Source organism: Bradyrhizobium sp. T-12 (genome assembly GCF_058314695.1).
Genome location: NZ_CM177756.1, coordinates 4,244,679 through 4,258,975 on the forward strand (window position 1 = coordinate 4,244,679; position 14,297 = coordinate 4,258,975).

The 14,297-nt window shown below is 64.0% G+C and carries 17 protein-coding genes and 1 pseudogene; 5 read left to right on the top strand and 13 right to left on the bottom strand.

All coding sequences use genetic code 11. The features are described from left to right. Nucleotides 1-35 precede the first annotated feature (35 nt). Nucleotides 36-908, top strand: a complete 873-nt coding sequence (locus AC0WRY_RS20140) for a bifunctional helix-turn-helix transcriptional regulator/GNAT family N-acetyltransferase (RefSeq protein ID WP_194402533.1) — start codon at nucleotides 36-38, stop codon at nucleotides 906-908. A 58-nt stretch (nucleotides 909-966) separates the two neighbouring features. Next, complete coding sequence (locus AC0WRY_RS20145) at nucleotides 967-1,353, top strand: ester cyclase (RefSeq protein WP_194402534.1); 387 nt, start codon at nucleotides 967-969, stop codon at nucleotides 1,351-1,353. A 22-nt stretch (nucleotides 1,354-1,375) separates the two neighbouring features. On the opposite strand, the gene AC0WRY_RS20150 is transcribed toward AC0WRY_RS20145, so the two are convergent. Beyond that, nucleotides 1,376-2,596, bottom strand: a complete 1,221-nt coding sequence (locus AC0WRY_RS20150; RefSeq protein WP_194402535.1) for an MFS transporter — start codon at nucleotides 2,594-2,596, stop codon at nucleotides 1,376-1,378. 96 nt (nucleotides 2,597-2,692) lie between these two features. Further along, nucleotides 2,693-4,048, bottom strand: coding sequence for a hypothetical protein (locus AC0WRY_RS20155; RefSeq protein ID WP_194402536.1), 1,356 nt, complete (start codon nucleotides 4,046-4,048; stop codon nucleotides 2,693-2,695). A 319-nt stretch (nucleotides 4,049-4,367) separates the two neighbouring features. Between AC0WRY_RS20155 and AC0WRY_RS20160 the strand changes: the two genes are divergently transcribed. Beyond that, on the top strand, nucleotides 4,368-4,829 hold the full coding sequence (locus AC0WRY_RS20160) for a cupin domain-containing protein (RefSeq protein WP_194402537.1): 462 nt from the start codon (nucleotides 4,368-4,370) through the stop codon (nucleotides 4,827-4,829). 17 nt (nucleotides 4,830-4,846) lie between these two features. Here AC0WRY_RS20160 and AC0WRY_RS20165 read toward each other — a convergent pair whose 3' ends face one another. Further along, nucleotides 4,847-5,425 (bottom strand): DUF308 domain-containing protein, encoded by a 579-nt coding sequence (locus AC0WRY_RS20165; protein WP_491120627.1) that lies wholly within the window; start codon nucleotides 5,423-5,425, stop codon nucleotides 4,847-4,849. An 86-nt stretch (nucleotides 5,426-5,511) separates the two neighbouring features. After that, complete coding sequence (locus tag AC0WRY_RS20170; RefSeq protein WP_491120629.1) at nucleotides 5,512-6,096, bottom strand: TetR/AcrR family transcriptional regulator; 585 nt, start codon at nucleotides 6,094-6,096, stop codon at nucleotides 5,512-5,514. A 76-nt stretch (nucleotides 6,097-6,172) separates the two neighbouring features. Here AC0WRY_RS20170 and AC0WRY_RS20175 point away from each other — a divergent pair, with 76 nt between their 5' ends. Further along, nucleotides 6,173-6,670, top strand: a complete 498-nt coding sequence (locus tag AC0WRY_RS20175; RefSeq protein ID WP_491120631.1) for a peptide deformylase — start codon at nucleotides 6,173-6,175, stop codon at nucleotides 6,668-6,670. A gap of 71 nt (nucleotides 6,671-6,741) precedes the next feature. On the opposite strand, the gene AC0WRY_RS20180 is transcribed toward AC0WRY_RS20175, so the two are convergent. Together AC0WRY_RS20180 and AC0WRY_RS20185 are read right to left on the bottom strand one after the other, a co-directional pair. Then, nucleotides 6,742-7,104 (bottom strand): ArsR/SmtB family transcription factor, encoded by a 363-nt coding sequence (locus AC0WRY_RS20180; RefSeq protein WP_491120633.1) that lies wholly within the window; start codon nucleotides 7,102-7,104, stop codon nucleotides 6,742-6,744. After that, complete coding sequence (locus AC0WRY_RS20185) at nucleotides 7,104-7,766, bottom strand: SRPBCC family protein (protein WP_194402542.1); 663 nt, start codon at nucleotides 7,764-7,766, stop codon at nucleotides 7,104-7,106. The genes AC0WRY_RS20180 and AC0WRY_RS20185 overlap by 1 nt, the downstream gene beginning before the upstream one ends. A gap of 178 nt (nucleotides 7,767-7,944) precedes the next feature. Between AC0WRY_RS20185 and AC0WRY_RS20190 the strand changes: the two are divergent. Next, a pseudogene (locus tag AC0WRY_RS20190) lies at nucleotides 7,945-8,286 on the top strand (cupin domain-containing protein); the annotation flags it as partial. A gap of 28 nt (nucleotides 8,287-8,314) precedes the next feature. Here AC0WRY_RS20190 and AC0WRY_RS20195 read toward each other — a convergent pair. The 7 genes from AC0WRY_RS20195 to AC0WRY_RS20225 all read right to left on the bottom strand — a co-directional run bounded on the left by AC0WRY_RS20195 (nucleotide 8,315) and on the right by AC0WRY_RS20225 (nucleotide 14,292). Next, a complete protein-coding gene (locus tag AC0WRY_RS20195; protein ID WP_491120635.1) occupies nucleotides 8,315-9,568 on the bottom strand; it encodes a serine hydrolase domain-containing protein in 1,254 nt (417 codons plus the stop codon). Between the two features lie 90 nt (nucleotides 9,569-9,658). After that, nucleotides 9,659-9,997 (bottom strand): PIN domain-containing protein, encoded by a 339-nt coding sequence (locus AC0WRY_RS20200; protein ID WP_491123491.1) that lies wholly within the window; start codon nucleotides 9,995-9,997, stop codon nucleotides 9,659-9,661. 37 nt (nucleotides 9,998-10,034) lie between these two features. Next, nucleotides 10,035-10,412 carry an NUDIX hydrolase gene (locus tag AC0WRY_RS20205; RefSeq protein WP_194402545.1) on the bottom strand — a complete coding sequence of 126 codons (378 nt, stop codon included), beginning with the start codon at nucleotides 10,410-10,412 and terminating at the stop codon, nucleotides 10,035-10,037. A gap of 3 nt (nucleotides 10,413-10,415) precedes the next feature. Continuing rightward, nucleotides 10,416-11,255, bottom strand: a complete 840-nt coding sequence (locus tag AC0WRY_RS20210; protein ID WP_491120637.1) for an endonuclease/exonuclease/phosphatase family protein — start codon at nucleotides 11,253-11,255, stop codon at nucleotides 10,416-10,418. Further along, complete coding sequence (locus tag AC0WRY_RS20215) at nucleotides 11,255-12,064, bottom strand: carbohydrate ABC transporter permease (RefSeq protein WP_285806650.1); 810 nt, start codon at nucleotides 12,062-12,064, stop codon at nucleotides 11,255-11,257. Before AC0WRY_RS20215 ends, AC0WRY_RS20210 begins: the two co-directional genes overlap by 1 nt. Beyond that, complete coding sequence (locus AC0WRY_RS20220; RefSeq protein WP_210347018.1) at nucleotides 12,061-12,981, bottom strand: carbohydrate ABC transporter permease; 921 nt, start codon at nucleotides 12,979-12,981, stop codon at nucleotides 12,061-12,063. Before AC0WRY_RS20220 ends, AC0WRY_RS20215 begins: the two co-directional genes overlap by 4 nt. A gap of 57 nt (nucleotides 12,982-13,038) precedes the next feature. Continuing rightward, nucleotides 13,039-14,292: an ABC transporter substrate-binding protein gene (locus AC0WRY_RS20225; RefSeq protein WP_194408332.1), complete on the bottom strand. Its 1,254-nt coding sequence runs from the start codon at nucleotides 14,290-14,292 to the stop codon at nucleotides 13,039-13,041. Between the last annotated feature and the right edge of the window lie 5 nt (nucleotides 14,293-14,297).

Here is a 14,297-nt window from a genome sequence, read left to right on the forward strand (position 1 = left end):
GACGTTGACACGATCTCTGACTAAAGTCAGATATCATGTTGGACCAGATTTCTCGCGTTCGCCGCTTCAACCGCGCCGTGACTTCCGCGGTCGGCGCGCTCGACACCTCCTTTCTGGGCCGCGGCCGGCCGCTCGGCGCGGCACGCGTGCTCAATGCGATCGGACATGGACGCTCGGACGTCGCCGAAATCCGCGACTATCTCGGTCTCGATTCCGGATTGATGAGCCGCCTCTTGCGCAGCCTGGAGGACGAGGGGCTGATCGAGACCGAAGCGCATCAGGACGATGCGCGCCGGCGCGTCGCGACATTGACGCGTTCAGGCCGGCGCGAGTTCGCGGCTTATGAGGCGCTGTCGAACGCGCAGGCCGAAGGCTTCCTCGCGCAGCATTCGCAACGCGAGGCGCTGCTGGAGGCGATGGATTTGATCGCCTCCACCCTGACGCGCGAGCGGATCGCGCTGGACGAGATGGATCCGCAAAGCGACGAAGCGCGCTACTGCCTCGGCGAGTACTATGCCGAGCTCGGCCGCCGCTTCAGCCAGGGTTTTGACGTTTCTCTTTCGAGAGATCCTGATGCCAAGGACATGCGCCGCCCGCGCGGCAGCTTCATCGTCGCGATGTCGGACACACTGCCGATCGGCTGCGTCGGCTTGAAGGGAACCGATCACGGCTATGCCGAGATCAAGCGTCTGTGGGTCGCCCCCGCCGCGCGCGGCTTGCGGCTCGGCCGGCGGATGATGGATGCGATCGAGAGTGCCGCACGCGAGCTCGGCATCACGCTGCTGCGGCTCGACACCAACAGCGCCCTGCCCGAGGCCGGCCAACTCTACCGCACGACGGGCTGGCGCGAGATCCCCCGGTTCAACGACGATCCCTATCCCGACCTGTTCTTCGAAAAGCGCCTCTGAGCGGGACCAGTTCGCGATGTCTGCGCGTTAGGGTCAAAGCCGCAAGGAGAGCTTCGACATGACAAAAGACGACCTCGCCGAGACCTACCGCGCTTATATCGCCTGCCTGAACCGGCAGGATTGGCCGGCCCTCAGCCGGTTCGTGCATGACGATGTCGTCCACAACGCCCGGCCGCTCGGCCTGTCCGGCTATCGCGCGATGCTGGAGCGGGACTTTCGCGAGATCCCGGATCTGCATTTCGACATCGAACTGCTGGCATCCGATCCGCCCACCATCGCCGCGCGACTGAAGTTCGATTGCCGGCCGGTCGGGACGTTCATGGGGCTTGCCGTGAACGGCAAGCGCGTGACCTTCTGCGAGAATGTGTTCTACGAATTCGAGAGCGGCAAGATCCGGCAAGTCGGGTCGGTGATCGACAAGGCCGCGATCGAGGCGCAGCTCTGATGCTGCGCCTCGATGGCCGTCCTCACGCCGCGGCCGGCGCCGCCTGCCCTTGCGGCTTCGCGAACGGCCTGAATGTCATTGCCATCAGGAAGGCACCCAAGCCCATCGCCCAGGAGGCGATGTAGAGCCAGGCATAGCTGGAGAAGGCGTCGTAGATCAGGCCGCCGGCGAGCGGTCCGGTGGCCATGCCGAGGCTGCCGGCCATCGCGGTGCCGCCGATCACCGTGCCCATCATCCGAAGCGGAAAGTTCTCGCGGATGATCACCGCGTAGAGCGGCATGGTGCCGGCATAGATGAAGCCGAACACCGCGCCGACCGCGTAGAAGGTCGCAAGCTGGTGCGCGAAGACGTAGGCCAGCGCGCCGAACGCCTGCAGCAACAAGCCGGACACCAGCACGCGCTTGGCGCCGAACCGGTCGCCCATCAGGCCGAAGGCGATGCGGCCGCCGAGGCCGGCAAAGCCCTCGATGCTGTAGATCGTCACCGCCGCGATCAACGGGATGCCGCAGCTCACGGCATAGCTGACGGTGTGGATGATCGGGCCGGAATGCGTGGCACAACAGAAGAAATTGGTCGCGAGCAGGACCAGGAATTGCGGCGAGCGCAGCGCCTCGCTGGTCGACATCTCAGCTTGCCCGGCGCCCTCGCTTGTCGGTGCGGCCACGGCCTGCGCGAGCGCGGGCGGACGGCGCACCAGGAACGAGACCGGGATCATGATGGCGCCGACCACCAGCGCCACGATCTGCATCGAGGTCCGCCAATCGTGGCCGGAGACGAGCCAGGCCGCGAACGGCGCCATCGTCATTGGCGCCATGCCCATGCCGGCCGACACCAGCGACACCGCGAGGCTGCGATGGGTCTCGAACCAGCCGGTAACGGTCGCCATCATCGGCGCGAAGATCGCCGCACACGATGCGCCGGTTAGAAGGCCGAACACGAACTGGAACGCCAGCAGCGAGGTCGCATGGCTCGCGGCGAACAGGCTGAGCGTCAGCACGGTCGATCCCGTCAGCACCACCGGCAGCGGTCCGAAGCGGTCCGACAGCGTGCCCCAGGCCATGCTGGTGAACGCCATCGCCAGAAAGCCGATCGTCATCGCGCTGGAGATGCCTGTCACCGACCAGCCGGTGTCCTTGGCGATCGGCTGCAGGAACACCGGCAGCGAAAACATGCCGCCGATCGCGACGCAGCCGAGCAAGCCGCCGGCGGCGACGATCACCCAGCGATAGGGGGATTGGGTCATCTTTCTTGTCTCCCGTGAGATCTGTCTTTCGTGGAAGACGAACGGGAACCACCACGACCGACAGGCGCCGTCACCCAGGAGAAAGATTTTTTACTGTCACCCCGCCCCCTGGTTCTTCGCAACAAGATCGATCAGCGCCTTCAGGCTGGCAAAGACCGGCGACGTCAACGCCGGCGCCAGGATGGCGAGGATGCTGCCAACTGTTGCCGACGTTGCGAACTGGAGTTTATCCGTCTCCTTGGAACCGGCAACCGGCGCGTTCGCAGGATCACCCCGATAGCGCTGCACGTCCCAATACCAGCCGGCCAAAGCGGGAACTGCCGCCGCGAGCAAGGCGATTGTCCCGGTTATGCCCAGATGGCCGGTCAGCGCATCTGCCAGCGGCTTCAAAGCCTCAGCTTGCGACTTGACGAGCAATGCGAGCGGCCCGTCCATCACCAGCTTGCTCGCCACGGTCGCCACCACGAGGATCGCAGAGCTGAGCACGATCATCCACTGCAGATCTGTTTTCCGCTCTTGCAAGGACTCAATTGTGGGCTTGTCCTCGGGGCTCGACGACACCGCGAACGCCAGCAGAGCGATGCCCACCGCCCAAAGTCCAACGAATGTGTTGGCGTCGATGATGCATTTAAGGGCCGAGCTGATCTGGAACGGCTTGGCACTCACGTAGTACGCATCGACCAGCGTCTTGAAGATCTCATTTTTCGCGTCGGCTTTGTCCAGCAGAAATTCGAGGAACGTCCGCCCTGCGTTGGCGTAAGCGGTGGGCCAAAAGGTGCCAAACATTGCCAGAGCACCAAAGCCGACAAGACCGGCGACCAGCAGCGTGCGGCTGCGGCGCGCGATGATGATACTGCCCAGCAACAATGTCGCCGCGCTCACGAGGTAGAGCACTCCGCTGACCGCGGCATAGTTGTACCGAGCCGTCAAAGCATCGGCGATCTGTTTTGACTGGGCAATTGTCCGGTCGGAGACCTGGCCTTGCGCCGCCCTCTTAACCTCGTCTGCGGCAATCTTTTCTTGCATATCTGCTGTCGCGACGTCATCGCTCGCCTTGTCGATCGCATCTGGGGGGCTGCCCGGCGTGGCCTTCAGTCGCTGCAAGGTGGCTTGCTTGCGGGCAAGCGCTGATTGCTTTTCCTTAAGGGTGTCGTTCTTCTTGATTGTCGTGTCCGTGTCGGCATTGAGATCCGGGAGCACGAAATCGACGATCGGCTTTTTATCCACGGGCATCAGACGGTCGGCAACCATGTTTGGGGCACCGTAACCCAGCAACAACGGTCCGACCACACAGCAGGCCGCCAGGGCGTAGGCAGCTGGAGAGCTCTTGATCCGCTTCAATAATTCCGAAATCCCTGTCCCGACCTTCTCCTTGGTCTCCCAGGTGCCGCTCTCCTCCTTGGGCCGGGACCCTCCAGACGTGGCCGTGCCAGCAGACCTAGTGTCGCTCATGCTGCCCCCAAAATGATTTGCGATCACAAATGAAAGAAATCGACAGCGTTAGATCAGCACAACCAGAGGTTATGTCAAGCAAGGTCGAATGCTTGCGACGAACTGGCTCAGGGGAACGCGCTCGATCGCACCGGCTGCATCGACCTAGGACAAGAAGCGCGACTTGCGCGGCCAAGGCGCGGTTTGACACGTCGGGCACGACACCGGCATGATGTCATCATCCCGCCAATCGGACCGCATCTGCCCGGACGTCCGCCGAGTATGACGTAGACCGCCGCGTCCGTGCGTCTTCCACCGCTGGCTTTCGAACGGAACGCTCATGCCAAAGATCGACATCGCAGCCGTGCCGGCCCGCAAGGGCTCCGGCTATCCGGCCCCCTTCAACGCGCCCTGCGCCGAACGCATCCGCAAGCGGCTCGGCGATGCCGGCGGTCTCGAGGATTTCGGCGTCAACCTGATGCGCCTTCCGCCGGGCGGCTGGTCGAGCCAGCGGCACTGGCATTCGCTCGAGGACGAGTTCGTCTACATCCTCGAAGGTGAAGTGACGCTGATCGAGGATGGCGGCGAAACCCTGCTGCGCACGGGCGATTGCGCCGCTTTCCCGAAAGGCAGCGGCAACGGCCATCACATGATCAACCGGTCGGACGCCACTGCGGTCTATCTCGAAGTCGGCTCGCGTTCGCAGGACGACCTCATCACCTGCTCCGACATCGACATGATGAGCCCGGCCTCCGACGGCCGGTTCCTGCACAAGGACGGCACGCCGTATCCGGACCCATGAACGTCCGCGGCCACACCTCACGCGGCCGCGTCACGCCGCCACGTGCTGACCGTGAGCCAGACGGCCGAGACCAGGAAGTAGAGCGCCCCGACCGCGGCATAGCCCGCGACGTTCGCGATCGACGGAGCCGCAGGCATCGTGGCCTGAAAGATGAAGAAGCCGCCTGCCAGGGCCGATTGGCCGCCGCTGAGCGCCATGGCCCATTGCGCGCCGAAACGCTTCCAGCGCCGCACGGCCGTGCCGAGCTGAAGCAGTCCGGACAGGATCGCCCAGGCCCCGAAGATCCCGAGCACCCAGTTCATGCTGACCCGCAAGGCCAACACGACCGCGATGGTGGTCGCAAGGCTGACCAACACGTTCAGGGCCTGCGTGCGATTCTGGTTCAAGCCGCCGCTGCAGAGCGCGTCGAGATAATTGGCCGCGGCGTCCCATGCCGGATACGCGACCAGCAGCGTTGCAGCGATCACCGCCGACGGCGGTGCGATCGTGAAGGCCGCTATGACCCAGGCGAGGGAGAACGCGGCGCGAAGGAAATAGTACTGCTTCAGCCATTGCGCATGGTCGGCGACGTCGGGAGTCATCTGGCGATCTTTCATCGTTCTTTCTTTACCTACTAGTTGGTAGATTAGGTACCAGGGGGTTGGCACGGAGTAGCCGCGCGCGCCGTGCCACGTCTTGTCCGTCAATGCTCGGTGGACAGCCGGTCCAGCAGCGGCCGTGTGATGGTCCCGAACGTCCTGGGGTCGTCATAGGCGCGCGCCGACAGCATCGCACCGTGAACAGTGGCCATGAATCCTTCAGCCTCGACCTTCGCAGAGCTGGACAGATGCAGCCGTCCCTTTCGCTTGCCCCGCTCCAGCACCGATGTCAGCCACGACGCCAGCACACGGAAATGCGCACGGACTTCCAGCGCGACCTCTTCTGGGAGGATCGGAAGCTCGCTGGCAAGCAGCGCACAGACGCAGAAGGGCGCGGTCGAATCCGTGATGCAGGCCTCCCAATAGGCGACATAGTTTTCGAGCTGGTCGCGAGGGTCCTGGATGTTGCGCTCGATTGCCGCCAATCCGGCTTGGGCCTCCTGGCGATAGCGCGACACCAGGGTGCGGACCAGATCGACCTTGCTGGCGAAATGATGATGGATGCTCGGCTTGCGGATGCCGACCACGTCAGCGATGTCGGCATAGCTGAAGCCATTGTAGCCGCCCGCGATGATCAGCGAGCGTGCGCAGGCCAGGATGTCGTCAGCGGTCGTGGAGACGTGGCTCATGCAATTTAGCTACCTTCCAGTTGGTAGGGCGTCAAGGAGGGATGCTTCACCGATGCGTGAGTGGTAGGAGCCTCCCATGACCATCCGCCCCATTATCCGCTACCCCGACCGCCGGCTCGCGATGCCGGCTCGCCCCGTCACCGCGTTCGACGACAGCTTGCGCGAACTTGCCGCCGACCTGGTGGAGACCATGCGCGCCGCGCCCGGCATCGGCATCACCGCGCCGCATATCGGGGTGCCCTTGCGTGTCGTCGTACTCGAGCTCGACGCCGGCGAAGGTCCCCTCACCTACGTCAATCCCGTCATTGAATGGGCCTCGCCCGAGATGATCATCCACCGCGAGGGCAGCGTCTCGATGCCTGGCATCAACGACGAGGTGCAGCGCCACGCGCGCGTGCGGATCGGCTACCAGGATCTCGACGGCACCATGCAAAGCGAGGAGTCGGAGGGCTTGCGCGCCGTGTGTCATCAGCACGAGATCGACCAGCTCGACGGCATGTTCTGGATCCAGCGGCTGTCGCGGCTGAAGCGGGAGCGGCTGGTGAAGAAATTCGAGAAGCTGATGCGATCGTAGGGCGGATTAGCGAAACGTAATTCGCCATTCTTGGCAGGTCGTAGCAGGAGAATGCACCCTCCGCATCGCACTCACGCCCGCTTTCCGCCCCGCTTGGTGACCGGCGCGTTGCGGCGCTCGCGTTTGCCGCGCGCGATCTCGGTCGCCAGCGCGTCCAGCTTGGGCTCCCAGAAATTCCGGAACTGGCCGATCCAGTCGTCCACCGCGCGAAGTCCCGCGACGTCGACCGAATAGAGGCGCCTTTGCGCTTCTGCCCGGACGATGGCAAAGCCGCTCTCGCGCAGCACCTTGAGGTGCTGCGAGACGGCCGCCTGACTGATGCCGAACTCGGCCCCGATGATGTCGACGACCTCGCCGGACGCCATTTCATCCCGCGCCAGCAGCTCGAGGATGCGGCGGCGCACGGGATCGGCGAGGACCTCGAAGATGTGCATCAGCTTCCTGTGCCGGGATGTGCGATGTCGGGCGGCATCTCGCCGCGATAGAACGCGATGGTGCGGTCCGAGCGCTGCTTCGCCTCGTCGGGAGCGACCCCGCTTGCGACGTGCGCCGCCCGCCAGAATTCGCCGCTGGTCGTCATGAAGTCCTTGCCCTCCGGCGAGCCCATCCACGCCTCGGCCGTCGCATGGTCGACCGTTGCCCCGCTCGCAAGATATCGCTCGAGCCCCGCGAGCGCGAGATCCCAGCCGATCCCCACTGCACCCGGGCCGAACTGATTCCAATGATCCTCGATGATCGCGGTGTGCTCGAGCGTCAAACGCGCCTGGTGTCGCTCCGCCGCCAGCCTGACGTCGATCCAGCTGATCGCGCCGCCGAATTCCCACGTCGCCGCAAAATGGGTCGGCGGCGCGCACCCCGTGATGGTGCCGCCCGCATTGCCCTTGAGCTGGTAGCGTCCGCCGAGCTGGAGCTCGCCCTCCACCGGCAGGAACCAGCGCGGAATGCGCTCTTTGCTGGTCACGGCGTCCCAGAGATCGTCGACGCTGGTGTCGTAGAGACGCGTCAGCGTCACGGCACTCGCGGGTTTGCCGTCCTTCTCGAAGCTGCGCACCGAGCGCGTGACAAGGCCCAGAACTCTGGCGACGTCGATCTCCATGGCATGCCTCCCTATCGTTTCCTTCAAGGAGGAATATCGAGCTACACTAATATAAGTCAATACTTATATTAAGACGCTGCGCTGCGTCAAACCGTCTCGCGCGGCGATGCGAACCAAGTACGGGCTGAAACGTCTATCCGTCTCACCCCGCCATCGCTGGACCAGACGGAAGGCTTTCATGAAAGTTCGCAAATTCGCCATCACCGACGCTTCGTTCGAACGCTCGCCGCGGCAGGACGGCGACATCTTCGCCGGCAATGTGATCGACCAGCGCCACGGCGGCCCGATCACCATCGGCTTCGGCCGCTACGCGCCGAACCAGAGCCTGGAGGAAAAGCTTGCCGTCGACGACGTCATGCTGGTCCTGGAAGGCAAGCTCTCGGTCGCGAGTAGCGGCAGCACCGTCACCGCGGGTCCCGGCGAGATCGTCTACATGCCGAAAGGCGAGACGGTCACGATCCGCTCGCACGAGCAAGGCGCCGTCACCGCTTACGTCACCTATCCGCATTGGCAGGAGGCGTGTCGGCTGGCGTGGCCGCTGACAGCCGCTACCCGCCCGCCATCAGCGCCTTGGCCAGCGCCATGTAGGCTGGCAGCGTCACGGGATCGTTGGCGGCGTTGCCCGCGACGGGGTGCGAGGCGTAGCGCGCAATCACCATCTCCGCCTTGGGATCGACATAGATGCCCTGTCCGTAGACGCCCCGCGCCATGTAGGCGCCGTGCGCGTTGTGCGTAACCCACCATTGATTGCGGTAGGAGGCGCCGGGCAGCGTGGTGTAGCCGGCCGGCTTGAATTTTTCGGGGTCGCCGCCGCGCGCGATGTCCTCGACCACTTGCGACGGCACGATCTGGCGGCCGTTGAAGCGGCCGTGGTTGCGCATGGTCTCGCCGAACCGGGCAAGATCGCGCAGCGTCGTGGAAAGACCGCCGCCGCCGCTCTCGGTGCCGATGCGGTCGACGTGATAATGCGCGTCCTCCTCCGCACCCATCGGCTGCCAGATCCGCTCGGACAACAGGTCCGCCAGCGTCAGGCCGCTGACTCGGCGGCAGATCCAGGCCAGCACGTCGGTGTTGACGGTCTTGTAGGCAAACGCCTTGCCGTGCTCGCCCTGCTTTGTCTGCGCGATGAGGAAATCGAAAATGTTGGTCGGCCCATCATAGCCCGGCGGGATCGGCGCCATGCCGTTGGCGCGGCGGAGCGCCCACACGTCCGAATTCTTGTCGGTATAGACCTCGGTGTAGGCGAGCCCCGTGGTCATATCCATGACCTCGTGCACCCGCGCATCGCCAAACGCGCTGGCCTTCAGCTCCGGCACATAGTCCGTGACCGGCACCTGCGGATCGATCCTGCCCTCCGCGACCAGCATGCCGGCGAGCACGCCGGTGAACGACTTCGTCACGGACATCGCGATATGCGGCTTGTGCGGCTTCAACGCGCCGAAATAGCGCTCATAGATCAACCTGCCCCGATGCAGCACCGCGATGCCGTCGGTGTAGGTCTCCTCCAGCATCTGCGCGAAGGTCATCGGACGGCCGTCCATCGTGGTGGAAGCGACCGCGCCGATGCCCTGCTCCGCGCGCGGTAGAGGTGATGCAGGCGCTGCGCCGCGCCAGACATTCACGGTGGGCACGAGTTGGCGGATGTTGCTCCAAGCCCAGCGCAGTTCGGGGAAATCGCGGAACGAGCCGTCCTGGAAGGTGATGAGGCGGTCGGGCGCCGGCGGGAAGCCGCGCATATAGCCGAGGGTTTCGGGGTCGGTGGCGGTGGAGGTGGCGGAAGGCTGGGTGGGCGCGGCGGACATCAAGCTGGACTCCGGAAGAGCGATGCCGACGTCCTATCACGAGCGCGCGGCCCGCACATCCGATGGAAGCGCCGAGCACCTGCGCAACAATCAGGAGGGCGGTAACTTACTGAAGGGATCGAGCGCCGGCACCCCTAGTGGTCGAAAATGCCTCATATTGCGGGAGAGGATCGCAAGGGAATGCCGCCATGCCGTCGCAGCGATGATGATATCGGCAAACCCCGGCGTATGTCCTTGCCCGCGAGCCCGGTCCGATAGCTGCCCGGCGAGCCGCGCGACCGCTGTGTCGAACGCCAAGATTCGGTCGCCATAGAGATGCACGACGGCATCCAGCCATAGGGCCAAGTCTTTGCTTCTGCGCGTAGCCTTCTCGCGCCGAAGCTTTGGTACTCCGTCTTCGATCTCTGCAATCGTCACGGCGATGCCCACCAACGGCTGTTTCTGACCCAAGGGAGACCTATGAGAACTATTTCGGAAACAGCTTGTCGCGAATGTAGCGCGAGGTTGGAGTCAATTTCAGCCCGCGCGGCTTGCGCCATTCCGCCCGGTCGAGCTCCTTCTTGTCGCCGATCTTCAGGGGACCCGAGGCCTTTTTGCTCAGGAAGATCGCATCGCTCATCCTTCGGCCGGACCTGCGGTTCTTGCCGTTGACTTCCTTCCACAGCTTCAACTCACCAAGTCTGAGCTGGGGCAGCTCCTCCATGATCTCGCGATGGAGGCACTTTCTCTCGCTCTCGCCGGCCCGCCTGCGGCCGCCCGGAAACATCCAGCGCTTGTCGCGCCGCCGCCTGACCAGGAGCACCCTGCCCTTCCTCGCGACCACAAGCTTTGATGATTTCGCCATGCTCTAGTCCGCCAGCTCGATCCCGAGAGGTTGGTGGTCCGAAGCTTCTGTTTCCGCGTTGGCCTCGATGCTGCGCACGCGACTGACCAGATCCTCCGTGACGAAGATGAAGTCGCGACAGTCCGGCCCGTCGGCCCATTGCGCCCGATCAAAGATCCCGCATGTCGGCGCCCGCGGGCGACCCGGACGATTGGCGGTCCACGCATCCCGATAATTCAAGCCGGGCCTGCTGGCGCGGTCGATCAGGGCGTGCTGGGGATCGGCGACGTCGAAATTGAAATCGCCGCACATCAGGCTCGACGCCGCGACGGTCTGGCTCCCATATGGCTCATCGTGCCGGGAGCTGGCCTGCCTGGGACTCCCCGACGCGTCTTGTTGCAGATCCAGCAGCCGCGTGATCTGCGCGTGACGCTGATCGGCCGAATGAAACTCGAGATGCGTGTTGACGATGCGAACCGCGCCAAACGAGGCCTGAACCGTCACCTCCAGGGCGTGGCGGCGCATGCTGCGCACACCACCTGCGCCCGGAAATGGCAGGAGGTGATTGGCGATCTGCAACACCGGCAATCGCGACAGCGTCATGTTGCCAAATCGGTGGAGGCTGCCCGCGCGATCCATCGTCTCGATCGCCGGCCGGAAGATCGCGGAGTAGCCGGGCAGCAAGGCTGCGAGCTGGGCGCTCTGATCCGCGCCATCGCCAAATCTCGAAAAATTGGCGCTCACTTCCTGGAAGCAGAACACGTCCGCATCGAGCGTCTGCCTGGCGACGGCGACGATTCTCGCCAGATCGGTGACGCCGTCGCACCCCTTGCCGCACTGTATGTTCCAGGTGAGAAGCCGCATTAACGGATACCTGCACGCATGAATGACTGAACAAACTGGCGCTGGAACAACAGGAATGCAATCAGCAACGGCGCCATCGTCATGACGGTCGCGGCTGTGATCACCGACCAGTCCACGCCAGTTTCAGGCGCGCCGAACACGGCGAGACCCACCGTGAGCGGCCGCGCTTCCACCGAATTCGTCACGATCAGCGGCCACAGGAAGTTGTTCCAGTGATAGCTGACGGAGACGAGGCCGAAGGCGACATAAGTGGGGCGTGCCAACGGCACATAGACCCGCCAAAGGATCACCAGCGGGCCTGCTCCCTCGACCCGGGCGGCTTCGACCAGCTCCTGAGGCACGCTCTTGAAAGTCTGCCGCAACAGGAAGATACCAAAGGCGCTCGCCAGATAGGGCAGCGCGATGGCAGGGATCGTATCGAGCAATCCCAGCCTGGCGATCGCGCGGTAGTTCTCGACGATGAGGACGTCGGGCATGATCATGAGTTGGAGCAGCACGAGCGCGAACGCAATGCCGCTTCCCTTGAACTTGAAGCGCGCAAAGGCATAGGCGGCCAGCGTCGACAGGATCAGCTGGCCGACCAGGACGAACGTCACCAGCACGATCGTGTTCAGATAGTACCGGGCGAACGGCGCCTGCTTCCAGGCCCGTGCGAAATTCTCCAGCGTCCAGGGCGCGGACAGGCTGAACGAGGTGGCGTAGGCCGCCGGATGCAGCGCGCTCCAGAAGGCATAGGCCAGCGGGGCGAGCCAGATCAAAGCCAGGAGCCATGCCGCGACGGCCTCTACGGGGTGTGTCCGGCCTCTCATTGGTAGTGGATCCTGCGATCGAGATAGCCAAACTTGAGCAGAGCAATCCCGCTCAGGAGCATCAGAAGCACGACCGTCAGCGTTGCCGCGTAGGAAGAATCCTGGAACGTGAAGGCGACCTCATAGATGTAATAGAGCAGCAGCGTGCTGGCATTGTTCGGACCGCCCTTGGTCATGATGACCAGATGGTCCACCAGCTTGAACGAGTTGATGACGGCATTGATGGCCACGAACAGCGTGGTCGGCATCAACAGCGGGAACGTGATGCGGCGGAACGTGTACCACCGGCTCGCGCCCTCGATGGAGGCGGCTTCTTCGAGGTCCGGCGAGAGCTGTTGCAGCGCCGCCAGATAGAAGATCATGAAGAAGCCGGCTTCCTTCCAGATCACCATCACGATCAGGCAGCCCATCACCGTCGAGGGATCGCCGAGCCAGTTCCAGCCGCCGAGGCCGAACAGCCCGCGCAGCTGATCGAGCGCGCCGTAATCCGGCGTGTAGAAGAACAGCCAGATGTTGGCGACTGCGATCATCGGCAGCACCGTCGGTGTGAAGTACGCCAGCCGAAGAAAGCCGCGGCCGCGCATGTTGCGATTGACCCAGACTGCCATGATCAGGGCGAGCGCGATCGACGTCGGGATCGTGCCGAGCGCGAACCAGAAATTGTTGACCAGCGCCTTCCAGAAGATCGGATCGGCCGCCATGGCCCGGTAGCTGTCCGTCCCGACGAAGACCTCGCTGCCGTTCCGCTTGGTGATGAATAGCGAATGCCGGATCGTCGCCAGGATCGGCCAGTGCGTGAAGGCAACCAGCAGCACCGCCGCCGGCAACAGCAGCAGCCACGCATTCACGGCATTCCACCACGCCTGCGACCGGGCGCGGCGTTCGGGGATTGGCGATGAGGCGGCGAGATCGGTCATAATGGAGCCGGCGGGATGGCGGCGAACCGCAACCCCACCACGTCCCTTGCTTTGCGACTACTTGGCGGCGCGCAGCACGCGGTCGGACTGCGCCTGCGCGGCGGCCAGCGCTTCCTGCGGCTTCTGCGAGCCCGTGACCGCGGCCTGCACGGCATCATTCACGAACTTGTAGATGCGACCGTTTTCGTGGACTGACAGCTCCGGCACGGCATGCTCGAGCTGATCGCGCGCGACGGTCGCCTGCGGGAAGCCCTTGGCGTAGTCTTCCATCGCCTTGGTCTTGTAGGCGGCCGGCGACACCGCGACGTAGCCGGTCTTCATGCTCCATTCCGCCGCACGCTCGGGCGCCGTCATCCACTGGATGAACTTGACGGCGGCCTTCTGCTGCTCGGCCGAAGCGTTCTTGAAGATGTAGAAGCTGCCGCCACCGGTCGGCGATCCCCGCCGCTCCTTGGCGGGCAGCATGGCTACGCCGAACTGGAATTTTGCGGCGTCCTTGACGGCCGTGAGGTTACCCGTCGTGTGCCACATCATTGCCGTCTTGCCTTCGAGGAAGTCGGTGCGGAGCGTCGCCCAGTCGATGCTGCCGGTCGGCATGACGTTGTGCTTGCGCGACAGGTCGACCCAGTAGTCGAGCGCGCCGACCGTCTTCGGCGCGGTGAGGTACACCTCGGTGCCGGCCTCGTTCATCATCTTCTGGCCGTTCTCGATGGCGAGCGCCTGCAGCATCCAGTAACCGTAGCCGGTCGTCGGGATCTCGACGCCCCAGCGCGTCGTGTTGGCGCCCTCCTTCTTGACTAGCTTCTTCGACATCTCGACCATTTCGTCCCAGGACGCCGGCGCCTTCTCGGGATCGAGGCCGGCTTCCTTGAAGGCGTCCTTGTTCCAGTACAGCACGATGGTCGAACGCTGGAACGGGATGCTCCAGGTCTTGCCGTCCACCTGGCCGTTGGCCATGAACGCGGGATAAAATTCCTTGAACCAGGCCTTGTCGCCGACGAGGTCGTCAAACGGCACGATCGCGTTCTCGTCCATCAACGTGAACACGTCGGTCGACAACAGCACCGACAGTTGCGGCGGCTGCCCGCCCTTCATGGCGGTCATCGCCTTGGTCATCGTGTCCGTGTAGTTGCCGGCATAGACTGCCGTCACCTTGACGTCCGGATTGTCCTTCTCGAAGCGCGAGACCATGTCGTCGATGATCTTGGTGACGGGGCCGCCGACCGCGACCGGATAATACATGGTCAGATCCACCGCGGCAGCGGGACGTGCCCCCATCGAGAGCACGGCAAGTGCGGCTGCCATTAACATCGTTC